We start from the raw sequence: 21,143 nt of genomic DNA, 5'->3' as shown, positions 1-21,143 counted from the left end.
CGTACTCCCGCCGCCGGTAGCTGATCGCAGGTCCGAGGGCCTTGTGACGCCTCCCCTAGTTCGGCGGATATGCGGGCGGCGGGTACACGCCACGCAGGATCCACGGGAACCAGTCGAGGCCGTATTCGATCTCGTCGCTGCCGTCGTAGTCCGGATTGGGATCGAGCGGAGAGTTTTCCGCGAGGACCACTCCAGGCGGAAGCCCTACTTCCGGTCCAAGCGGTCGGTTCTCGACGGGTATCTCAGGCTGCCCGTACACGGCCACCACAACGGTGCGATCCAGGCTGTTTTCCGACCACACCCCCACCTGGGTGTTGGCGCAGTTGGCCATGATGGCGAAATAGGCTGGGTTGTAATACCACTGGTTGATGATGTCGACTCCGCTGATCGCCAACGCCGGATTGGTCGCCACCGTTTCCGTCACTTTGCCGCGATAGCCGGCGGCCTCGGCCCGGCTTTGTGGCGTGGACCCGTCCGACCCGATGTCGCCGTCGAGGTCGCGGTTGTTCAGTACATCTCTGGTATGCCACTCGGCCGCCAGTCGCAGTTGCGGATTGATCTTGACGTCGTTGGTGCAGCCCGCCTGATGCTGAACGGTGTAGACGTTGGCGACCACGCCGTCGTTGAGCCGCTTGTTGTTGGGTACGAGTGTGTTGTCGTCGCCGTCGGCATGTGCGGCGGGCGCGCCCAGCACGAGCCCGGAGGCAACCAGCAAGGCAGGCAGTGTCAGCGACCGATACGCCATGTCCGTCTCCTTTTGTCATGGGGTGACGCCGGGGGGCGACTGGTAATGCGCTGCTGAGTTCCGCAATTGCCATATCTGCGCGGGGCAGAGTTCGTTCACAGCCTGTGAAATCAAGTACGAGGCCTGGTAATCATCGGAGGTATTGAAGTCAGCCCTCACGTCCGCCATGACCTCAGGGAAGCCGCGGCCGGCCGCCACCTTGTCGCAGATCCCGTATCCATAGCTCAGGGCTGCGTCAGCATTGGGAAAGTTATAGCCGGGCCGCACATGCACGTTGACCAGATAGGCGACCACGTCTGCGCGAGCGCAGGGACTGACCGCGACCGCCGCGCCACCGAATAGCGCCGCACAACCTAAGAACGCGCCCGCCCGCCGCGTACCACGAGATGCGGATCTGTCCTTCATCGCCGGTGGGCCTCAGACCGCATCGAAATGGGAGATGAGCCACCGGTTGTCGACTTTGTCAAGAGTGACCCGAACGCTTGACGCCGTGTTGGTCGGCGCGTCCTTTCCGATCGTGACCGTCTGGTCGACAAACAGCAGGACCACGGCGTGGGTGGCCGTCGCCGATGTCGATGCGGCCGCCGGGACGGTGGCCACTGCACCGATCTGCTTCTGCTGCGCTCCCGGGATCACCACGTCGTGGGTCAGTTTTGTGTACGTGTCCAGGAACGTCCCGGTCAGTCTGCTCCTCGCGGCCTCGAGGTCCTTCTGCACCGTCTCCGGCCGGTACGACAGCAGCGCCACCGTGCCGTCGGTCGCCACCCGCACCGACTCGCGGGCTGGGTCAGGGTCGCCGAGCGAGTAGTTCTGATATTTCAGGAACCCGGCGGCCGATGCCAGCAGCAACGCCACCGCGGGCAACACCGCGTATGCCATCGCCCGCCGCCAGCCGATACGCCGCCCTGCTCTCGTCGGTCGGTTATCGTCTTCTGACTCCTCGACCTCGACCTCGATCTCGACCTCGGCCGTCGCCTCGCTGAAGCCGGTCTCGTCCGCCGCCACAGTGTCGGTTTGCATGTCAGGTGCTTCCTCCACCGCGTCTGCATCCGTCTCCTCGCCGCCGCGACGCGTCGGCCACCTCATGGCACGAACTCGACGTTGGAGACCTTGGCCTGATCGCCGACCTCCTGCACGAAGACGCGCAACCGCCAGCCCCGCGGTTCCGGCTGGGTTGTGCCGGCATTCGAAGTCGTCACGGTCACGGCCACCAGAGCCTGGGCTGTGTCGGCCGTTTCCGATTCCAGCCCGGCCTCCGTCACGGTGCCGACCGTGATCGACTTGGCCTTCTTGACCACATCGACGAACGGCCCTGCACGCGAGGCGAAGTCGTCGTGGAACTGCCCGGTCGCCCCGTCCAGAATCCGCTGGACGTCTGCGTCGGCGTGCTGCCAGTCGATCGTCGTCAGGTTCACCACGCCCTGCCTCGCTGCCTGCAGAACTAGGCTTCGCTGTACTTGGGCTTGCTGTGCCTGGTGGACACGAAATCCGTACCAGCCCACCAACGTCGCCAACACAACGACGATGGCCACGCCGAGTAACATCGCGAGCCGCACCGAGGACCCTTCGGACCGGCGGGACGGTGTGACGTTTGAGCCTTCTTCGGCCGACTCGGCGGCGTCGTCGAGAACGTCGACGGCCTCGTCATCTAGTTCGGAATCGGTCGCGACCGGCATAGCATCGCCTCCTTCACAGTCGTTTGAGTCATCAGCTTCCGGGCGGCGTGAGCATCGTCTGCCAGGTCTTCTCCCCCGGCGCACCTTGGACCAAATCCGATTGTTTGTAGACCTTTCCGTCCGGCCCGACATATGTGCCGGTGGCCGGGTCGTACTGGGCGGCGGCAATCGGCGGCGGCGCAGGAGCGGGCGGCCCCTGAGCCGCAGCCGGCGGCGACCCGGGCGGCAGCTGCGGGATATCCTGGCCCGTCCACGTGGCGTTGGGGTCGCCCTTCCAGTTGTAGCCGTCGTTCAGTGGCAGGTATTGCTCGTCGCTTTCGCACAACTTCACCGTGGGTGCGCGCTTGCCTGGCCTCGTCACACAGGGGGTGTTCTTGGCGCCGCGCACGTTAAACGCCGAGTCCTGCGGTGTTCTGCAATACAAATCGCCGGGCGCGCGCTCCGGATAGTCCTCGAAGCTGGGCACCCGCCTCTGCTGGGCCGGCAGGAAGCCGGTGGTGCACGGCGGCGGCAAATTGAGGTTGAGGTTGAAGCTGAGGTACTCGCCCCGGTAGTCCTGCTTGGTGTTCCTATTCGCCACGAAAGTGCCACCGGCCTCGGCCGTAACTTGGGGCAGCAGCACCAGCAACTGTTCGAGGTTGGCTTGGTAAGTGAGCGCGACCTGGCCGACGCTGACGAGATTGGCAAGCACGATCGGCAGGGTGGGTTGCAGCCGCTCAACCAACTGGCGGGCCTCCCCGAACGCTGGGCCGCCGTTCACCAGAAGGCCGGCAACGTCCTGGTCGTGGGTCTTCAACTCACTGGTCACCGTGGCCAGGTTCGACGCCCATGCCTTAATCGAATCGGACGTGTTGGTCTGCGAATCGAGAACCGGACTCGATTGATCGATCAGCGCAATCAGGGGGTCGAGATTCTTTCGCGCCTCGATCGACAGGTCGATTGAGCCGTTGACGATGCGGCTCAGTTCTGGGCCCAGCCCGCCCACGGCTGTGTAGGACTCGTCGATGGCGGTCTTGAGGTTGTCTTTAGGCACTGCCTTCAGCCCGGCGACCACCTGGCTGAGGATTGTGTTGATGTCGGGGGGCACGCTGGTGTCGGCCAGCGGAATAACGTCCCCGTTCCTAAGGGGCGGCGAGGTGGCGTTGCGGGGCAGCAACAGGACGTACTGTTCGCCGATCGCCGATTGGCTGTGCACCTCGGCCTTCAAATCCGACGGAACGTCGATGCCGGATTTCAGCGAAAGCACGGCCGCGACGCCGGTGTCGGTCAGCCTCACCGATTCCACCCGGCCCACTTCGACGCCGCGATAGGTGACGTTGCTGCTGCCATAGAGGCCTGCGGCTTGCGGCAGTTCCACCGTCACCGTGTAGCGGCCGGCACCGAAAATCTTGGCGGGCAGCTGCATGAACTGAAGTGACATGAATGTGAGCGCGACGAGCGAGATCACGGCAAAGATGGCCAGCTGGATCTTGGCCCGTCTGTGTAGATGCATTACGGCCCCTGATCCCAGCGGTATGGAATGGTCAGCGGGTTGCCGGCGCCGTTCGGCGGGCCGCCCCCGGTGCATGGGCTCGGGAATTGACCGATGGTTCGGCCCCACTGCAGTTCCAACCAGGTCAAATCGCATTCCCACCGGGTCCCGGTGAAGACGGAGGCGTCAATGCGGCTGAGCGTGAGGTCGACGATCGCCGTCAGGTTGGCGTAGTCACCCCGTTGCCACTTTTCGATCGTCTCGTTCGGAAATGGGAAGGTGGCAATCCCGCTCAGCGCCCGTGTGAGGCTCGGGCCCGCGTTGGCGAGGGACTGCAGAACCGGTCCCGATTCCTGCAATATCTTGACCACGTTCTCTTTGGATTTGTTGACGGTGTCGGTGAGCAGGGCGCCGAATTTGCCGAGCCGGTCGGCCGCATCGACAAGGTTTTCTCGCTGTTGGTTGAGCACGGCCAGCGCATCGGGGATGGTCTCGAGCGCTCGATCCACGACGGGCTGCTGCTCGGCCAGCTGTCCGACCAGGCGGTTCAGGCTCTCGGAGGCCGCGATGATATCCCCGGTCTGGTCGTTGAGGTACGCGGTGAACCTGTCCAGTTGCTCAATGAGGCTTCGGAGATCTTTCTCGCGCCCCCGGAAAGCCGTACTGAACGCCTCAGTGATGTCCTGGACTTGGCCTAGCCCGCCGCCGTTGAGCACCGATGAGAGGGCCGCTAGCGTCTGCTCCGTGGTGGGGTAAAAATCGCTGTGCGCCAACGGAATCACTGAGCCGTCGTGCAGCTTGCCTTGCGGCGGGGCGTCTGTCGGAGGTGCCAGCTCGATGTGCTGCGAGCCGAGCAAGCTGGTTTGGCCGAGCTTGGCCATCGCGTTAGCGGGCAGGCTGACATCACCATTGAGGCGCATGGTCACCAACGCATGCCAGTCCTGGCGTTGGATTTTCGTCACATTGCCGACGGTCACGTCGGCGACTCGCACCCGCGAGTTCTGTTGCAGATTGTTGACATCGGGCATCTGTGCCTGGATCACAAAGGAGCCTGGACCGGTGCCCTGCGTACCGGGGAGTGGCAACGTGTTGAGCCCGCGCCACTCTGCGCAACCAGATATCGCCACGGCCACGATCAACATCAGGCTCACCGCGGTGCGGCGTCGGCCGATGATTCTCATCAGCCACCTCCGGAGGGAACCATCATGCCGGGCAGGCCTGCGGTTGGATCGGTCGAGACCGTCGGGGGAGGCGACGCATTCGGTGGCGGTGCTTCTGCGGCGAGCGGCGCCGGCGCTTCGGCGGGCAGCGGCGGACCCTGGGCAGGCGAAGGTGGCGCACTCGGGCCTGCCGGAACGGCGGGAGGAACGTTGTCCGGCCGCATCCAGTCCTCGCTATACGAGAGCTCATTGGGTCGGGCCTGTGCCCCAACAAAAGGGTTGAAACCCAAAGGCGGCCAGTTGTATTGGCGGTTCTTCACGATCGGCGCCAGGTATTGCATGCAAAGCTTCGAGGCTTGCTCGGCCCCCAACCGGGAGGCGGCCTGCACCGCCCCGCAGATGAAGGCGAGCGGGTTGGCGAAGTTGTTGACTGCCAACGCGCCGGTAAACGAACCATTGGCCGGCTCGTAGATGTTGCTGAAGTTCTGAAGCGTCGTCGGCGCGAGATGCAACGCTTGCTTGATGTCGTCGAGGCTGCCGACCAGCGTCGTGGTGATCGACGCCAATTTGTCGGACGTGGTGCCGAGCGCCTCGCGGTTGTCCGCGGAGAAGCTCTGCAGATCGCCGACAACCGCGTTGAGGTCCTCCATTGTCAGGCCGACCTTGTTCGGATCGTCGGCCAACAGCGATGTCACGGACGCCAGGTTGCGGTTCAGCTGCTCGAGTAGATCGGTGCTGTCGTGTAGCGCCGACACCAGCGTCGACAGATTCTTCAAGGTGCCGAACAGGTCTTTGCTGTGGTCGCCGAGTGCGGACAACGTCTGCGACAGCTTGATGACGGTGTCGCGGATGGTGGCGCCCTGCCCGCGCAGATTATCGGCGGTTGTGTTGATGAACTCACCCAGCGTGCTCACGCCGCCCGGCTTGGTGGGCTGCAGCAGTTCGTTCAACCGCTGAAGTTGGTCGCGGACGTCATCCCACTCGACCGGCACGGCGGTGCGGCTCTGCGGGATTTCCGCACCGTTTTGCAGCGTCGCACCAGAGGTATATGCCGGCGTCAGCTGGATGGCCCGACCCGTCACCAGCTGTGGCGACAAGATCACGGCGTTGACGTTGGCTGGAACCTTGAACTTGCGATCAAACCAGAAAGAAATCTTGACCCGCTGGGGCTGCGGTTCAATCTTTTCCACCTTGCCCACAGGCACGCCGAGGATGCGCACATCGTCGCCGGCGAACACCCCGGTGCTGTTATCGAAGTAGCCGACGACTATCGTTCGGGCACCCTGACCGGTGGCACGCACGCCGACGATCACCCCGAGAATCATCACCACGACGAGCGCGACCGCCAGGGTGGTGCGGGACATCAGCCTGCTCATCATGGTTGACCTCCCGGCCGACTGGGCGGAACCTCGCCCGGCGCGGGCACATACACCGGCGCCGGTGTCGGCTCCGGCGTGGACTGCAGCTCAGGAGGCGACGGGGCAGGCGGCCCAGGCGGGGGGCCGCCGGGCGGTGGGGCAGGCAGCGGCTCGCGATACGGGTAGCAGCCAGTAGGGCCCGGCAGGGGCAAGCCGGGCGGACCGCACCCCTGATCTCCGAGGTTGCCGGTGATCGCGTCGGGCAGGTTCAGATGGGGCTCGCCGCCTTGACCAGTGCGTGGGTACGGCACCGGCAACGGCGGGGTGCCGGGCTGGCCGGTCGGCGGTTCGGTCAACTCGGACGGCGGGAGTGTGGCCGGGTCCAGTCCCAGGTCGGAGAATGCAGCATCGACGAACGGTTGGACGAACTGACCGGGCAGCAGGTTCACCACGTATGCCTTGAAGAAGGGGCCCGAGCCGACGGATTCACCAAGCGACATGGCATAGGTGTTGAGCCCTTTGATGGCCAGTTGCACGCGCTCCTTGCGATTGTCGATGATCGCCAGCACGCCGTTCAGCTTGTCCAGAGCCGGCCGCAGTGTTTGCCGATTCTCTTCGATGAATCCCTTGAGTTGCTGTGCCGCGGCGGAGACGTTATGCCAGATCTGATCCAATGCGGCGCTTTGCGTCTGCAGTTCCGCAAGCAGCGCGTTGGTGTCCCTCACCAGGCTGACCACCTGGTCGGTGCGCTTGGCCAGCACTCCCGTCGCTTTGGCGGCGTTCTCGAGCAGCCTGCGCAGGTTGGCATCGCGCTCGTTGAGCGTTTGCGCGAACCGCGCCACGCCTTGCACTGCGCTCTTCACCTCCTCCGGGGTGTCGGAAAACGTTTGCGCCAGGGTTGCGAGCGATTGCGATAGCTGCGTGGTGTTCAGGCCGCCGATGGTGGTGGCCAAGTCCCCAAGGGCGTCGGGCAACTGGTAGGGCGACTGCGTCCGGTCGATCGGGATGGTGCTGACGAGTGAGTCCTCACCGCGGGGCAGCACCTCGAGCACCTTGGTGCCCAGAAGACTTTTGGCTCTGATCCTGGCCTCGGAGCGGTCCCCCACATGAATGTCCTTGTCGAGCCAGAACTCGACGAAAACGCGAGAGCCGTCGAGTTCAATGCTTGACACCTTTCCTGCGGGGTAGCCGGAGACTTCGACGGATGCACCCGTGAACAGACCTCCGGCATCGGCGAAATAGGCCGAGTAGTTCTTGCCCTGGTTCAAAAACGGCAGCTTCTGGTAATTCAGCGCCGCCAGTGCGATCGCGACCACTCCGGTGATGCCGATGAGGCCGATGATCACGGGGTTGCGCTCGGAGAACGATTTCATTTCGGCGCGCACCGCCCTGTGGTCTGACCAGCGACCTTTACGTACACCGGCTGGCCACCCTTGCCGTTGAGCTTGAGCACCGCATCGCACAGGTAGAAGCTGAAGAAGTCGCCGTACATCGCCTGGCGGTTCAGCTCCCGATACTTGTCTGGCAGCTGGTCCAGGAAACGGTCGAGGTATTCGTGGTCGGCCACCGCGATGCCCGAGGCGCGGTCGAGTTCGTTAACCACTCTTTGGAACGGTTCGCGAACGTCAGAAAATAAGTCGGCGAACGAACCGGCGCCGGCATCGATGTAGGCCACCGCGTTGGTCAGATCGGTCTTGCGTTGCGCCAACCCACCGACCAGCTCCGACAGCGACGTGACCGCCTTGTCGAACCTCTCGCTCTGGCCGCCCAGCGACCCCAACACCACGTTGAGGTTGTCGATGACCTGCCCGATCAGAAGATCTCGGTCGGCCAGCGTGTTGGTAACCGCAGCCGCCTGGTTCAGAAACGACCCGATCGTGGGGCCCTGTCCTTGAAACGCCCCTATCAACTGTCCGGTCAACTCATTGACCTGGTTCGGGTCGAGGGCACGAAACAGCGGCCGAAAGCCACCGATCAGGGCGTCGAGGTCCAATGCGGGTTCGGTGCGGTTAGCCGGAATCGTGTCGCCGGGCTTGAGGGTCTTGATTCCCCCGGCGCCTTCCGTGAGCGCCAGGAAGCGGTTACCGATCAGGTCGTCGTACCTGATGATCGCCCGGGATCCCTCGGTGAGGACCACCGAGTCGTCGGCCGAGAACTCGACACGCACCGTCGCGTCCCGGTTGACGGAAATCTTCTGAACCTTGCCGACCTCCACCCCGGCGATCCGGACGATGTCGCCATCCCTTAATCCGGAGACGTTGGTGAACTCGGCGGCGTAGCTCCTGCCCTTCTCGAACCGAAATTGCGCGAAGACCGTCACCAGCACGAATGCGCCAAGCAGGCAAATCGAAAGGAAGATACCAAGGCGCCACGCCGCGCCTCTCAGATTCTGCACGTCTTCTCCTGCGTCGGTATTTCGTCGGCGATCACGGTGGCGTCTGGCCGTTCTCTTCGGGTTGCGCCGGCCCCGGCTCGGGCCCCGCCGGGGGCAGGCCCGGCCACAGCGGAACCCCGCCCGGCCCATACAGCGCCGCGCCGTACGGCGGCGCTCCCGGATACGGAACCGGCCCGACTGCCGGCCCGGGGATGCACTGGCGGATGGTGGGCGCCTCGGGCACCGCGCGGGTCACCGGGAACCAGTCGGCGTAGCACGGATGCCCGATGCCAGGGTTGGGCCGAATATCCACGCCGGTCCCCCACCCGGTGTCGGTGACGAGCTGGCGCACCGGGAAGTTCTTCGAAACATCCGGCAGCGACCCACACCCCGGCTTCCCGCCCGGTCCCCCCTTGGCCCCGACAACCGGCAGATTGTCGGGATACACGTACGGGTCGTTGCCGAGCAACAGCGCGACGTCGAATTGAAGCGTCCGTCCGTCGGCTCCGCCGAACACCGAATAGGCCCCGTCCTTCAGGTTGTTCGTCTGGCCCTGCAGCAGACACGTGTAGGTGGGGCTGTACTTGAGCAGCAGGTTCGTGGTGGGCTCGAGAACGTCGGCCGATGCGACGAGGTTGTCCTTGCTAGTCGCAAGCAGGTTGGTCCCGGCGTTCCCGAAACCAATGACGTTGAGCAGCAAGCTGTCCAGGGAGCTCGAATTCTTCACGACCGTGCTGCTGGTGGTGCTGGCGGCATCCAACACCGTCAGGATGTCCTGGGCGGCCGCGGCGTAGGTGTCGTTGAAGTTCTTGAACGAGCGCCAGTCCTTGCGGATGATCTCACTTCGGTCGTTGAGCGCCGTCAACACCTGGTTCAGGTCGGTGGTGGCCTCGCCGATCCGTTCGCCTTGTCCGCGCACCGCGTCGGCCACCGCAGTCAGCACCGCGTTCAGCTTCGCCGGATCGATCATTTTGACGAGGTCGACGACGTTTTCGAAGACCGTGTTGACCTCTGTGCTGACATTCGTCGAACGCAGCACCGCGCCGGCAGCCAGCCGTTCTTTACTCGGGTTGTCCGGATACACCAGGTCGACGAACTTGGCGCCGAACGCCGTGGTGACGTCAATCTTCGCCTCGACGTTGGCCGGGATGTACCGGATCTGGTCGGGACTGATCTCCAGCGTCAGCTTGGCGCCGCTCTTGGCAGTGGACACGTCGCTGACCCGACCCACTTGGACGCCACGCATCTTGACCTTCGCGTTGGTCTCCATGATGATCCCGGACCGATCCGACGTCAGCGTCACCGGCACATAGGAGTTGAACGTGCCCGCAAAGAACGCCGATGTCACGACGAGGAACAGCGCGGTAAACCCGAACAGCATCAGGGCCCACCACCCGGGGTGGATGCGACGGTCTCCTGGGCCGGGTTCCATGCCGCTAGCCAGCCAGGTTGAAGTTGCCGGACTGGCCGTAGACGGCCAGCGAGATGAACGCGATTTCGACCGCCGCGATCACCATTGAGGTACGCACCGCCCGGCCCACGGCCTCACCGACCCCGGCAGGCCCACCGGACGCGTTGTACCCGTAGTAGGTGTGTACCAACATGATTACCACCGCGATCGCGACCACCTGGAAGAACGACCAGATCAGATCGGTGGGGTTGAGGAAGGTGCCGAAGTAGTGGTCGTACACACCGGAGCCTTGGCCGTAGATGGCGGTGGTGCCGGTGCGCGCGGCCAGAAAGGCCATCATGACCGCCACGCAGTACAGCGGGATCACGACGACTATTCCGGCGAGCACCCGGGTGGATGCGAGGTAGGTGACGCTCCGGATACCGATCACCTCGAGCGCGTCGATCTCCTCGTTGATCCGCATTGCGCCGATCTGGGCGGTGGCGCCGGCACCGATGGTCGCCGACAAGGCGACGGACGTCGTTCCCGGCACGATCAGCCGGACGTTGAAAAACGCCGACGCGAACCCGGTCAGGGCTTCGAACCCGACAGACGCCAATTGGTTGTATCCCTGCACAGCCACCAGGGCGCCCGTGGTGATCGTTAGGAAGCCGACGATCGCAACAGTTCCACCGACGACCGCGAGCGCCCCGGCACCCAACCCCATCTGTGCGATGAGCCGCCACAGCTCTGTCCGATAGTTGACGACCGCATCGGGAATCGACATCAGTGTCTTGCCATAGAACTGAGCCTGCGATCCGATCCGGTTCCACTCGCTGACAATGCTTTTCGCCGTGCGCCGCAGCCGCGGATGTAGCCTGCTCGGAACGGTAGGCGTCATGGGTTCACCTCATTGGACCGTGAACTGGATACCGACGGCGGTCACGATGATGTTGATCGCGAACAGCACCATGAAGGTGAACACGACGGTTTCGTTGACCGCGTTGCCGACACCGGCCGGACCACCGCCGACCGAGATGCCCTTGTAGCAGGCGATCAGGCCCGCCGCCATCCCGAATAGCGTCGCCTTGACCAGCGAGACGATGACGTCGGCCATGCCGGTGAGCAGCGTCAGACCCGCCACGAACGCACCCGGCGAGACGTGCTGGACATACACGCAGAAAAAGAACGCGCCGGACAGGCCCACCAGGATTACGGTGGCCGACAGCGCTAAGGCCACGGTTGTAGCTGCCAACACGCGGGGAACCACCAACGCCTGGATGGGGTTGATTCCCATCACTCGCAGCGCGTCGAGTTCGTCACGAATTGTCCGCGCCCCCAGATCGGCGCACATGGCGGTGGCCCCGGCGCCGGAGACAACCAGCACCGTGACGATCGGGCCGATCTGGTTGACCGTGCCAATCGCGGCGCCCGTTCCGGAGAAGTCCGATGCACCGAATTCGGTCAGCAGGACATTGAACGTGAACACCAGCAGCACCGAATACGGCATCGTCAGCATCAGCGCCGGCAGGACCGATACCCGTGCCACGAACCAGCTTTGAAGTATGTATTCCTTCCAGGCGAATGGGGGCTTGAACATCTGCACGAAGGTGTCCAGCGACATCGCGAAGAAGCCGCCCATCGCGCGGACCGGCTTGACGGCCAGATACGTCGTCATCAGCTGTGCCTCCGCGACACGGCCTTCAGCGTGCGGGCGGCCCGTGTTGCCCGCAGCTGCAGATTGTTCTCGTCAGCCGGCGACATGGGCGGAACGCTATCGAGGCGACAGCACGGTGACTGCTCCACCAAGAGGGATAATGCGTCCCTCGTCAGAGTCACACGGGCCCCACCCATTTGACGGCGGTGTCAGGCGATCATCTCCACGCTCGGGGCGGCCGGGCTGGTTTCCCTGGGAGCCGCCTCATCAAAAGCCGGCTCACCGGTCGCGGTATTCACCTGCCACATCGCCGGGCTCACAAGAGTTCTCGCGAACGCGTAGGTCGACACGCCGAAGCTTGTCAGAGATCGTCCTGGGTAGCTCCATGAACTCCGCTGGATGCTTTGGCAGGGCGCGAGGTTGGGGTGTGCATGCGCGAAGATGGCATCGGCGGCGGCCTGACCGGGGCCCACCCCACCGCCAAGCTGATATGCGCCTTGGGCACTGCCAACTGGGTTGGATCGGGGGCCGGGACCACCGCCGCCTCGGCCACCGCCGGATGCTCGATGAGCACGCTCTTCAACCCGAACGGGGAAATCTTGTAATCGGAGTCGCGTCGAGGATGTCCCGTGGGAATGCGGCCTTGGACTCCTCTGCAGAATTCAGCTCCGCTGCGCGCGGTGCCAGCACAGTCGTCGCGAAGTCCCGAGCCTCGGCACGGATCTTGACGGTTTACTCAGAGCAGCAGGTCGTCATAGAGCTGATCGGAGGTGCGCGAAAGGGCGTCGAGGGTGGATGTCATCGGGCGCGGTGCGGTGGTCATGGTTGGGAAACCAGGTTGGGCTCGAATTGCAGGCTGACCACGCCGCGCATGAAATTGGCTTTCATCAGTGTCGCCTCACCGGCGACGAAGTTGGGCAGGTGCGATTCACGCAACGATGATCGCAGCATCGATTTGGCGAGCCGGTTGCCCAGGCAGTGGTGGATACCTCCACCGCCGAAGGCGATGTGGGGGTTGGGCTGGCGCGCCCGATCGAACGTGCCCGGGTTGTCGAACATCTCGGCGTCGCGATTGCCGGAGGGATACATCACGACGACCTTGTCGCCCGGCACGATGTGTTGCCCGTTGAGCTCGTATTCGGCGACCGCGGTGCGCCGGAAGTTCAGCACCACTGATGCCCAGCGCAAAAACTCTTCGGTCGCCGAGTTGATACGTCCTCGAAGTCCTCCGACAACCACTGGCGCTGATCGGGGAAAGCGGTCAGTGCCTTGACCGCGAAACTGGCCGTGTGTCGGGTGGTGTCGTGGCTGCGACGGCGAAAAGCACCATCGTGGCGTTGATTCGAGGTCGGTCAGTTTCTCGCCATCGGCCTCTGCCTGCACGGGATTGGTCAACAAGTCGTTGGCCGGCTGCTTCCGCCGTTGCGCAATCAGATCTTGCACCACCTGGTGGATGTGCATCGTTGCCTCGACTTGCACCTGGCCGCCGTCGCGTCCGGACAGCGAGACCGGCTCGGCCCAGCCACGATCTCGTCGGCGGCGTGCCCGACGGTTGGCCGGACTTCCTCGGGGAGACCGAACATTTCGATAAGGGGGAAGCCGGCGTGGCCCGCAGCGAACATCGACCTTGACCCCGACCCCCTCCGCCGATATGGTCTGACCATTCGAATGTTTGGTGTAAGGAAGAGCGATGACGGTCACGTCCAGCATCAATGGCGAAGCGATGTGGGGTTCCGCGCTGTGCGGCGACAACGCAGGCGTGATGGAGCGATGACAACAGTTCTTCGACAAGACCGACCCCGGGCGAAACGGCGCCACGGCCACACCCCTGGAAGGCGTGCGGTGATGACTCCCGACAACTTCACCTACGAGTCCGCGGACGGCAGGCAGCTCGCGGGATACCGCTGGCCCGCCCGCGACGGCCAGCCGGTCGCGGGCGTCGTCGTGCTGGTCCACGGCATGGGTGAGCACCTCCGCCGATACGACCACATCGCCGAGGCGCTGACCTCAGCGGGTTTCGTGGTTTACGGCCATGACCACCGGGGGCACGGCGCCTCGCTGGCCAACGGCGACGAACCCGGCCACCTCGGACCCCAGGGGTGGTCGGCACTCGTCGACGACCTGAATCTGGTGATCGCCCAAGCGAAATCAGACGACCCCGGCCTGCCGGTTGCAATCATCGCCCACAGTATGGGTTCGTTTGCGGCTCAACAGTTTCTGCTCGACCACGGCACCGACGTCGACGCCGTCGCCCTCACGGGAACCGCCGCCCTCGACCTACTCGAACCCGCCCTGGACCTCTCCAGCGACCTGGACCTGTCCGCATTCAATGCCCCGTTCCAGCCGGCGCGGACGGATTTCGACTGGCTCTCGCGCGACGAGTCGATTGTCGACGCCTATCTCGCTGATCCGCTGTGTGGATTCGGCATCGACGCCGCGTCGGCCAAAGATATGTTCGCCGGTGCCCGGCGGCTCGCCGACCCTGCGCAGGTGGCGCGCATGCCGCACTACCTGCCCTTGTATATAGCGGTCGGATCTAAAGACCCCGTCAATGCGGAGCTCGCTCTTCTGTGGGCACTTGTGGACCGTTACCGTGACGCCGGTCTTACCGATGTCACCGTCCGCGTCTACGACGATGGCCGGCACGAGATCCTCAACGAGACCAACCGAACAGAGGTGATCGACGACCTTCTGAAGTGGCTACAGCGGGTGTCGGCGCTTCCGGCGGTACACGACGACGCGTAGCAAGGATGTGCAATGACTGACGACACCCGGGCCGACGGGCCCACACCCAAGGACCTCGACGAGTGCTCTGCGCTGATCGTGGGGGGCACCGCCGGCATCGGCCTTGCCTCAGCCCTGGCGCTCGCCGCCGCCGGCGTACCGCGGATCGTGGTCGTCGGCCGCAACGCCGAACGCGGTCAGCTGGCCGCGAAGTCGATCGCCGAATCGGGCGCAGAAGCGCACTTTCTCGGCGGGGACGCCACCGATCCCAACACCGCAGTCGCCGTCGCGGCGGAGGCCGACCAGATCCTGTCCGGTATCGACATTTTGATGTGCACGACCGCGGCCGACGTCCGGCCTGAACTGTTCATCGATATCCCGACAGCCGACATCGCTCGCGCACTCACCGAACTGGCGCTGCCGTCGATGCATATGGCCAGTGAGGTCCTGCCGGGCATGCGTAGCCGCGGGCGCGGCGTCATCGTGAACGTGGCATCCGACGCGGCGAAGACCGCCACCCCGGGCGAAACGGTCATCGGCGCGGCGAAGGCCGCCATCGTGATGTTCACCAGGGCGATCGCCATCGAGGAGAAGCGCTACGGTATCCGCGCCAACGCGCTGACGCCGTCGCTGGTCTACGGCACCGCGTCGACCGAACGCATCACGAGCGACGGGTTCAGCGCAAAGCTCTTCGAGCGAGCCGCCAAGCAAGCGCATCTCGGTGTGCCAACAGCCGAGGATATCGCCGCGCTGGCGGTGTTCCTGTGCAGCCCCGGGGCCGCGCGGTTGACCGGGCAGGCAATCAGCGTCAACGGCGGTATCTCTGCGGCATAAACCCCGCCGCTTACCGGTTGCGTCGCCTAGACCCGGTTCTGGCCTCCATGTAGAGGGCGATCGCCTCCGACCGGTTGATGGCCCCGATCTTGCGAAGGACTCTCTTCACGTGTGTCTTGACGGTTTCCACCGTGATGACGAGTTGGTCCGCGATTTCGGCGTTGGAGGCTCCCAGGACCAGCCTTTCGAACACTTCGCGTTCACGGTCCGAAAGTGCGGCCGCCAGCGCGGAATCCGGCGCGATGGTCGGGGGCTCGTCACGATTGTCGTATTCGACATCGAGGCTGATGGCTGCTGCGGCGATGCGGTCCGCCGCCTCGGTCAGCCGCGCCGCCGCACGGGCAATCGACGTGCGCTGTTGCTGCACCCGTTCGGTATTCAGCATTCGCTGATGAAGCAACGAATAGGCAGAGGCGAAAGTATCCAGTAGATCGATGTCACGGGTACAAAGGCCGCCTTCGCTGCGGCGACTCACGTGAAGGAGTGCGACCACCCGCGATTGGGCGACGACCGGGGCGACGAGATAGTCCACGGAACCGAGCATGTCCCGGTACCCGGGCGATGCGGGCACGTCGTCCTCATTCGTGCGGATGGTGTCGCCCAAGCGAATACAGTGCCGTTCAGCCACGCATCCACGACGCCGGATCACGGTGGGGCCGCCGAGGCAGTGGTCGGATTCTTCGACGACGAATCCGTCGTCTTCGACGAACGACAACAGCGCGTTGTCGAAGCCGAGCGCCTCGCACAGTTCAGCACAGGCTTGACGGCCAAGCCCTTGCAGCGATCCGGCTTTCTTCACGCGACGGATGCCCTCGGTCAATGAGCGCACCACATTGCCGCCGTGACCGGCTCGTACCACACGCGCGTCGACCTGCGCCTGCAGGAACACGGTCAACGAACCGTGGCCCACCGGCGGCGCGGTGTCGTCGCGGATGCCGCGTTCGCCGGTCAACAGTCGATTGGTGGTGGCAGCGGCCATCGCGATGGCCTCATCCACGGTCGTCGCATTGCCTGATCCTGAGATGCCGACCGCGCTACAAAGCTGTGCGTCGAGTTCGTTCAGCCTGGCCACCATCGTGTCTGTATTCATCGCGATCCTCCCGTAACAGCGGTGGCGATGCCGGCATAGACCGCGACCGCGGCTGCCCTGCTGGACGTATTGAGCTTCTTGGCAATGTGCTTCAGATGCGACTTCACCGTCCCCTCCGAGATCACCAGGCATCGGGCAATCTGCCCGTTGGTGGCCCCCGTCGCCACGTACGACATGATCTCTCGTTCGCGGGCCGTCAACGCGGGCACGGCGGATAGATCGCGGCGATAGTGAGCATCATGTCGCTGTCCCGGCGTGGCGCCCGACACCGACCACAACGTCGGTCGGGTTGATCCCCTGAGCAGTTCGTCAACGTTGGCGCACAGATTCTCTACTTCAACGTGTTGTTGGGCGGCCTTCTCCTCAAGTACCGCGCTCTCGAACGCCACCGCCAGACACTCGGCGAAGGCCTCCAATTGGTCGAGATGGTCCATCGTCACCACTCCGTCGGGTTCGGGACGGTCGGCGTGCAGCATCCCAATTGCCCTGCCGCCAACGGTGATCGGGGCGGCGATATAGCCACAGCAGCCCGAGACGTCGATGAGCTCCTTGAACGTGCGTTTGTCATCCTTCGGCGACGGCACGAAGGCTCCGCATCGCTTGCGAATGAGTTCTGTCTCCATCGGGGCGTCCGCGAGTTGGATGTGGGCACCGTGTACGTAGTCCAGGAACGGTCGCGAGTAGGGATCGGCCCCTTCGTCTTCGATGTACAGGTGCTGGGGTAGCCACACCGAGCCCCGCACAGTGGAGATCATGGTCCGTGCGAAACCAAACTGACGGCTCAGCACCACCGGGGCGGCGTAGATCATCTCGCGCGGCGACAGGCCTCGTAGCTCGCCTAGGGCGTTACGGATCTCCGTCAGGCACCTCACCCGTCGAGACAAGTCGTCATCGAGCAGTTCGGACTGCAGCCTGAGAATCGAGATCAACAGCTCGGCAGTTGCCGTCGAATCGTCCGTCGGCTCGGGGGACTGCGCAATCCGCTGCTCGAGGCGCTGCCGCAGATCGTCCAACTGGCACCCCAACGGAATCAGTGGCACGTCGGCAGACGGCAACGCGAGGTGGTCGCCGGCGGCCGCAATCGCTGCCTCAGCACGCTTCACCACCACCAGCGAGTCCTGTGTGCCGGCGGCTATGGCGGTTGGCGAGACCATCCCCCACCCCTCTCTGCTGAAGAGTACGGCCGACCAAGGTATTCGGTCAGACCTTTGGTACCATTGAACCAAAGTATAGCGGCATGTCGCCCATGTCACAACGGATTGGCAAAAGAGACGGCTATCACGCCGGCGTCAATAACTCGCCCGTCACCCATCCCGTCCTTGTGCACCGCTAAACGCAACGCAACGGTCTAATGGGCAGGCCATATGGAGGTGGGAATGCACGCTGTGATCATGCGGGAGTTCGGGGGCGCCGAGGTGTTGCGTCCCGGCGAGTTCTCCGCCCCGGCAGAACGGCAGGGCTGGGTGACTGTTGCGCTGCGGGCCAGCGCGCTGAACTGGCACGACGTCCTGGTACGCCAGGGTCGGTACGGATCGCCGCTGCCACACATCATCGGCGCCGACGGAGCCGGCGTGCGCACCGACACGGGAGAAAGCGTGGTCGTGCTGCCGTCGCTCTGCTGGGGCGACCGCGACGACGCGCCCGGTAGCGATTGGGAGATCCTGGGCGACCACACTCCTGGCACCTACGCCGAACTGGTCAGCGTGCCCGCTGACTGCGTGGCCCCCAAGCCCGCCGGCCTGAGCTGGGCCGAGGCTGCGGCGCTGCCGTTGGTCGGCGTGACGACCTACCGGGCCCTCTTCGTCCGGGGACGACTCCACTCGGGTGAGTCGATGCTGGTTGTCGGAGCCGGCGGCGGAATCGCCACCATGGCGATCTCCCTTGCGGTCGCCGCCGGAGCGGGCATTGTGGTGACGTCCTCATCGAATGACACCATCGAGCGCGCGGTGTCCGCAGGGGCCCACGGCGGCGTTCTGCACAGCGAAACGGACTGGCCCGAACGCGCCCGTGCCTTGTCGCCGAAGGAGGCCGGGTTCGATCTGGTCCTCGACCCTGTCGGCCGCTGGAGCGAGTCCGTGCGCGCGCTGCGGCCCGGCGGCCGGCTCGTGGTGCTCGGCGCCAACGCCGCCCAGACCGCCCCGATCGACATCCGCAGCTTTTATTTCGGCCAATTCGATCTGCTCGGAACGACCATGGGCAGCGACAGGGATTTCGCCGGCCTGCTCAACATGGTCGATCGCTGCTCGGTGCGTCCGCCGGTGATCGACCGCGAGTTCCCACTGGACCGGGCGGCCGAAGCGCACGAATACCTCGAACAGGGACGCACGTTCGGCAAATGCGTATTGACCCACGACTAGGAGGCACACCGTGACGGAGTCTGGCGAACTGGTCACCTACCAGCTCGAGCGAGCCGGCCCAGGCGGCGACGTGCTGGCGGCATACCTGACCCTGAACGACCCCGGGCGACGCAACGCGCTGTCCGACGCGCTACTCGATCAGCTGAGCGACCTGCTGCAGCAGGCGGCATCCGACCCGCGAGTCAGGGTCATTGTGCTGACGTCGTCACACCCGCGGATCTTCTCGTCCGGCGGCAATCTCGACGCGTTCGCCGACGATCGCGCGACGATCGCCAAGTACGCGGGCCTATCGCGATTTCCTGCCTTGTATCGCACGCTCACAGGCATCGACAGGCCGGTCGTCTGCGCTGCTAACGGCGACGTGCTGGCCGGCGCGCTGGGCATCGCCTTGGCCTGCGACCTCGTCATCGCCAAGGAGTCAGTCCGGCTGGGCTGCCCGGAGATCAACGTCGGCGCCTTTCCGTTCATGATCTCGGCATTGATCTTCCGCGCGACCGGACGGCTGGTCGCCAATGAGCTGATGATGACCGGGCGGCTGCTAAGTGCCAACGAGGCGGCCGCCGCCGGGTTGGTCAACAAGGTGGTATCCGACAGCGAGTTCGACGACGCCGTGCGCCAATGGGTCGACGACATCGCCGGCAAATCGCCGATGCTGCTCGGCATGGGAAAGCGGGCGTTAGCGGCGACTCGAGATCTGCCGCTGGACTCCGCGCTGGACTACCTGCAAGCCCAACTCGCCCTGGCCTTAACCACCGACGACCTGGCCGAAGGGGTGCTGGCCTTCAAGGAAAAACGTGCACCACGATGGCGCAATGCCTGAGTGCGGCGAATTATCCCTCTTTCGAGTGATTACCCTTTCGGTCTGACCATTCTACGATTCGAGGCAGTGGTGCCCTCCGGTGCGAGTCCCGGACGGCGGATCCCGAGAGCCGAGGAAGCGCGATGAAGCCCAGCCCATACACCGACCACTACAGCCAGCATGAGATCGACGACTACTACGGGTCCGGATCGTGGTCGACCGATACATTCCACGACCTGCTGGTCCGGCGCGTCGAAGACAACCCCGACAAGGTGTTCGCGACCGACGGAACCCGTTCGCTTACCTTCCGGCAGCTCTTCGATGGCGCCCAGCGGCTCGCCGTCGGTCTGCACCGGCAAGGATGGCGGGCGGGTGACACCGCCGCCGTGCAGTTGCCGAGCTGGGTGGAGTTTGTGCAAGTGCTCGCCGCGTTGTCGCGACTTGGCGTCATCGCTGTGCCAATCATGCCGATCTACCGGCGCGAAGAAGTCGGCTATGTGGCGTCCAACGCCGAAATACGGGGAGTTTTCACACCGTCGACCTTCAAGAAGTTCAACTATCTCGACATGTATTTCGGTCTGCGCCAGGAACATCCGGACCTCATGATCGTCGTCACCCGGCCCGACAGCGCCGCCGATGCCATCATCAACGCCGACGACGGGGTGTTCAGCCTGCACGGTCTGGAGGCCGCCACCGACGACGACAGCGCCCGTGCAGAACTGGGCGACCCGCCAGGGCCGGACGAGCCGTTCGTCATCGTCTACACCTCCGGCACCACCTCGCGATCGAAAGGGTGCGTGCACACCTTCAACACCTACTGTTCGGGCGCCCGAGCCCTCATCGCGCCGTTCGGCTACAGCGCGGCCGATGTGCAGTTCGGCCCCTCACCCGTCGCCCACACCACCGGCCTGGTCACCAGCGTGCTGGTGCCGCTGCTGACGGGGGCGGCGACACATTTGATGGCCGAGTGGGAAGCGGCCCGCGGCATCGAAGAGATTCAGCGCTTCGGCTGCACGGCAGCGGTTACCGCCCCGACGTTCCTGCACGGGCTGCTGTGCGAGTACGACGCTGAGCGCCACGACCTGTCCAAGTTGCGGTTGTGGGTTTGTGCGGGTGCGCCGATCTCCGCCGCGGTCGTCGAGCGGGCCAATGCAATGCTTCCCAACATCAAGGTACTCAGCCTCTACGGGCGCAGCGAAAACCTGGTCACCACCACGTGTTTCGTCGACGACGATGTGTCGCGGGCCCTGACATCGGATGGCTCGGCGGTGCCAGGTGCAGAGGTAAAGATCGTCGATATCGAAGGGAACGAAGTGCCCCGCGGCACCGAGGGCGACATCGCCTACCGCGGACCGGCCCACATGATCGAATATCTCGCCAATCCCGAGGAGACCGCGGCCCTGTTCACTGTTGACGGCTTGTCGAAGTCGGGCGATCTGGGAGTGATGACCGACGACGGCTACGTGCGAGTGACCGGTAGAACCAAAGACATTGTCATTCGCGGGGGG

The 21,143-nt window shown here is 64.4% G+C and carries 21 protein-coding genes; 5 read left to right on the top strand and 16 right to left on the bottom strand.

The window, feature by feature from the left end; translation table 11 throughout:
* Window positions 1-55: 55 nt before the first annotated feature.
* The 14 genes from QOC76_RS03350 to QOC76_RS03285 all read right to left on the bottom strand — a co-directional run bounded on the left by QOC76_RS03350 (window position 56) and on the right by QOC76_RS03285 (window position 13,655).
* Window positions 56-745, bottom strand: a complete 690-nt coding sequence (locus QOC76_RS03350) for a CAP domain-containing protein (RefSeq protein WP_526354148.1) — start codon at window positions 743-745, stop codon at window positions 56-58.
* A gap of 15 nt (window positions 746-760) precedes the next feature.
* Entirely contained in the window at window positions 761-1,150 is a 390-nt protein-coding gene (locus QOC76_RS03345) for a DUF732 domain-containing protein (RefSeq protein ID WP_526354146.1), read from the bottom strand.
* A 12-nt stretch (window positions 1,151-1,162) separates the two neighbouring features.
* Window positions 1,163-1,831, bottom strand: coding sequence for a hypothetical protein (locus QOC76_RS03340; protein WP_526354144.1), 669 nt, complete (start codon window positions 1,829-1,831; stop codon window positions 1,163-1,165).
* Window positions 1,828-2,421, bottom strand: coding sequence for an Rv1363c family protein (locus QOC76_RS03335; protein ID WP_526354142.1), 594 nt, complete (start codon window positions 2,419-2,421; stop codon window positions 1,828-1,830). Before QOC76_RS03335 ends, QOC76_RS03340 begins: the two co-directional genes overlap by 4 nt.
* Window positions 2,422-2,452: 31 nt before the next feature.
* Window positions 2,453-3,913 (bottom strand): MCE family protein, encoded by a 1,461-nt coding sequence (locus QOC76_RS03330; protein WP_526354186.1) that lies wholly within the window; start codon window positions 3,911-3,913, stop codon window positions 2,453-2,455.
* On the bottom strand, window positions 3,913-5,034 hold the full coding sequence (locus tag QOC76_RS03325) for a virulence factor Mce family protein (RefSeq protein WP_526354184.1): 1,122 nt from the start codon (window positions 5,032-5,034) through the stop codon (window positions 3,913-3,915). The genes QOC76_RS03330 and QOC76_RS03325 overlap by 1 nt, the downstream gene beginning before the upstream one ends.
* 38 nt (window positions 5,035-5,072) lie before the next feature.
* Complete coding sequence (locus QOC76_RS03320; protein WP_526354140.1) at window positions 5,073-6,431, bottom strand: virulence factor Mce family protein; 1,359 nt, start codon at window positions 6,429-6,431, stop codon at window positions 5,073-5,075.
* Entirely contained in the window at window positions 6,428-7,783 is a 1,356-nt protein-coding gene (locus QOC76_RS03315; RefSeq protein WP_526354138.1) for an MCE family protein, read from the bottom strand. Before QOC76_RS03315 ends, QOC76_RS03320 begins: the two co-directional genes overlap by 4 nt.
* Window positions 7,780-8,805, bottom strand: coding sequence for a virulence factor Mce family protein (locus QOC76_RS03310; protein WP_526354136.1), 1,026 nt, complete (start codon window positions 8,803-8,805; stop codon window positions 7,780-7,782). The genes QOC76_RS03315 and QOC76_RS03310 overlap by 4 nt, the downstream gene beginning before the upstream one ends.
* A gap of 31 nt (window positions 8,806-8,836) precedes the next feature.
* The gene (locus QOC76_RS03305; RefSeq protein ID WP_526354134.1) at window positions 8,837-10,216 is read right to left on the bottom strand and encodes an MCE family protein; all 1,380 of its coding nucleotides are present in this window, start codon (window positions 10,214-10,216) and stop codon (window positions 8,837-8,839) included.
* 4 nt (window positions 10,217-10,220) lie between these two features.
* Entirely contained in the window at window positions 10,221-11,075 is an 855-nt protein-coding gene (locus tag QOC76_RS03300) for an MlaE family ABC transporter permease (protein WP_526354132.1), read from the bottom strand.
* A 9-nt stretch (window positions 11,076-11,084) separates the two neighbouring features.
* Window positions 11,085-11,852 (bottom strand): MlaE family ABC transporter permease, encoded by a 768-nt coding sequence (locus tag QOC76_RS03295; RefSeq protein ID WP_526354130.1) that lies wholly within the window; start codon window positions 11,850-11,852, stop codon window positions 11,085-11,087.
* 340 nt (window positions 11,853-12,192) lie between these two features.
* Window positions 12,193-12,369 (bottom strand): hypothetical protein, encoded by a 177-nt coding sequence (locus tag QOC76_RS03290; protein WP_526354182.1) that lies wholly within the window; start codon window positions 12,367-12,369, stop codon window positions 12,193-12,195.
* A 281-nt stretch (window positions 12,370-12,650) separates the two neighbouring features.
* The gene (locus QOC76_RS03285; RefSeq protein WP_526354128.1) at window positions 12,651-13,655 is read right to left on the bottom strand and encodes a cytochrome P450; all 1,005 of its coding nucleotides are present in this window, start codon (window positions 13,653-13,655) and stop codon (window positions 12,651-12,653) included.
* A 21-nt stretch (window positions 13,656-13,676) separates the two neighbouring features.
* On the opposite strand from QOC76_RS03285, the gene QOC76_RS03280 reads away from it, so the two are divergent.
* Entirely contained in the window at window positions 13,677-14,576 is a 900-nt protein-coding gene (locus tag QOC76_RS03280; RefSeq protein WP_526354126.1) for an alpha/beta hydrolase, read from the top strand.
* 12 nt (window positions 14,577-14,588) lie between these two features.
* On the top strand, window positions 14,589-15,389 hold the full coding sequence (locus QOC76_RS03275) for an SDR family NAD(P)-dependent oxidoreductase (RefSeq protein ID WP_526354124.1): 801 nt from the start codon (window positions 14,589-14,591) through the stop codon (window positions 15,387-15,389).
* 10 nt (window positions 15,390-15,399) lie between these two features.
* Here QOC76_RS03275 and QOC76_RS03270 read toward each other — a convergent pair whose 3' ends face one another.
* Together QOC76_RS03270 and QOC76_RS03265 are read right to left on the bottom strand one after the other, a co-directional pair.
* Window positions 15,400-16,479 carry a helix-turn-helix transcriptional regulator gene (locus tag QOC76_RS03270; RefSeq protein WP_526354122.1) on the bottom strand — a complete coding sequence of 360 codons (1,080 nt, stop codon included), beginning with the start codon at window positions 16,477-16,479 and terminating at the stop codon, window positions 15,400-15,402.
* Window positions 16,476-17,633: a helix-turn-helix domain-containing protein gene (locus QOC76_RS03265; RefSeq protein WP_526354120.1), complete on the bottom strand. Its 1,158-nt coding sequence runs from the start codon at window positions 17,631-17,633 to the stop codon at window positions 16,476-16,478. The genes QOC76_RS03270 and QOC76_RS03265 overlap by 4 nt, the downstream gene beginning before the upstream one ends.
* Window positions 17,634-17,855: 222 nt before the next feature.
* Between QOC76_RS03265 and QOC76_RS03260 the strand changes: the two genes are divergently transcribed.
* The 3 genes from QOC76_RS03260 to QOC76_RS03250 all read left to right on the top strand — a co-directional run.
* Window positions 17,856-18,836 (top strand): quinone oxidoreductase family protein, encoded by a 981-nt coding sequence (locus tag QOC76_RS03260; protein WP_526354118.1) that lies wholly within the window; start codon window positions 17,856-17,858, stop codon window positions 18,834-18,836.
* A gap of 28 nt (window positions 18,837-18,864) precedes the next feature.
* On the top strand, window positions 18,865-19,656 hold the full coding sequence (locus tag QOC76_RS03255) for an enoyl-CoA hydratase/isomerase family protein (RefSeq protein WP_526354180.1): 792 nt from the start codon (window positions 18,865-18,867) through the stop codon (window positions 19,654-19,656).
* Window positions 19,657-19,778: 122 nt separating this feature from the next.
* On the top strand, window positions 19,779-21,143 hold a 1,365-nt coding region (locus QOC76_RS03250; protein ID WP_526354116.1), incomplete at its 3' end, for a class I adenylate-forming enzyme family protein.

The organism is Mycobacterium sp. (assembly GCF_032159565.1).
Taxonomy (GTDB): Bacteria; Actinomycetota; Actinomycetes; order Mycobacteriales; family Mycobacteriaceae; genus Mycobacterium.
The sequence above is the reverse complement of the archived record's forward strand: the minus strand, read 5'-3'. Positions and strand labels throughout refer to the sequence as shown.

What these genes read in the sequence shown, in the direction of transcription:
- QOC76_RS03270 (WP_526354122.1), bottom strand. Translation starts at nt 16,479, where the DNA reads ATGAATACAGACACGATGGTGGCCAGGCTGAACGAACTCGACGCACAG.
- QOC76_RS03325 (WP_526354184.1), bottom strand. Translation starts at nt 5,034, where the DNA reads ATGTTGATCGTGGCCGTGGCGATATCTGGTTGCGCAGAGTGGCGCGGG.
- QOC76_RS03305 (WP_526354134.1), bottom strand. Translation starts at nt 10,216, where the DNA reads ATGGAACCCGGCCCAGGAGACCGTCGCATCCACCCCGGGTGGTGGGCC.
- QOC76_RS03315 (WP_526354138.1), bottom strand. Translation starts at nt 7,783, where the DNA reads ATGAAATCGTTCTCCGAGCGCAACCCCGTGATCATCGGCCTCATCGGC.
- QOC76_RS03330 (WP_526354186.1), bottom strand. Translation starts at nt 3,913, where the DNA reads ATGCATCTACACAGACGGGCCAAGATCCAGCTGGCCATCTTTGCCGTG.
- QOC76_RS03345 (WP_526354146.1), bottom strand. Translation starts at nt 1,150, where the DNA reads ATGAAGGACAGATCCGCATCTCGTGGTACGCGGCGGGCGGGCGCGTTC.
- QOC76_RS03275 (WP_526354124.1), top strand. Translation starts at nt 14,589, where the DNA reads ATGACTGACGACACCCGGGCCGACGGGCCCACACCCAAGGACCTCGAC.
- QOC76_RS03335 (WP_526354142.1), bottom strand. Translation starts at nt 2,421, where the DNA reads ATGCCGGTCGCGACCGATTCCGAACTAGATGACGAGGCCGTCGACGTT.
- QOC76_RS03350 (WP_526354148.1), bottom strand. Translation starts at nt 745, where the DNA reads ATGGCGTATCGGTCGCTGACACTGCCTGCCTTGCTGGTTGCCTCCGGG.
- QOC76_RS03280 (WP_526354126.1), top strand. Translation starts at nt 13,677, where the DNA reads ATGACTCCCGACAACTTCACCTACGAGTCCGCGGACGGCAGGCAGCTC.
- QOC76_RS03265 (WP_526354120.1), bottom strand. Translation starts at nt 17,633, where the DNA reads ATGGTCTCGCCAACCGCCATAGCCGCCGGCACACAGGACTCGCTGGTG.
- QOC76_RS03295 (WP_526354130.1), bottom strand. Translation starts at nt 11,852, where the DNA reads ATGACGACGTATCTGGCCGTCAAGCCGGTCCGCGCGATGGGCGGCTTC.
- QOC76_RS03340 (WP_526354144.1), bottom strand. Translation starts at nt 1,831, where the DNA reads ATGAGGTGGCCGACGCGTCGCGGCGGCGAGGAGACGGATGCAGACGCG.
- QOC76_RS03300 (WP_526354132.1), bottom strand. Translation starts at nt 11,075, where the DNA reads ATGACGCCTACCGTTCCGAGCAGGCTACATCCGCGGCTGCGGCGCACG.
- QOC76_RS03260 (WP_526354118.1), top strand. Translation starts at nt 17,856, where the DNA reads ATGCACGCTGTGATCATGCGGGAGTTCGGGGGCGCCGAGGTGTTGCGT.
- QOC76_RS03320 (WP_526354140.1), bottom strand. Translation starts at nt 6,431, where the DNA reads ATGATGAGCAGGCTGATGTCCCGCACCACCCTGGCGGTCGCGCTCGTC.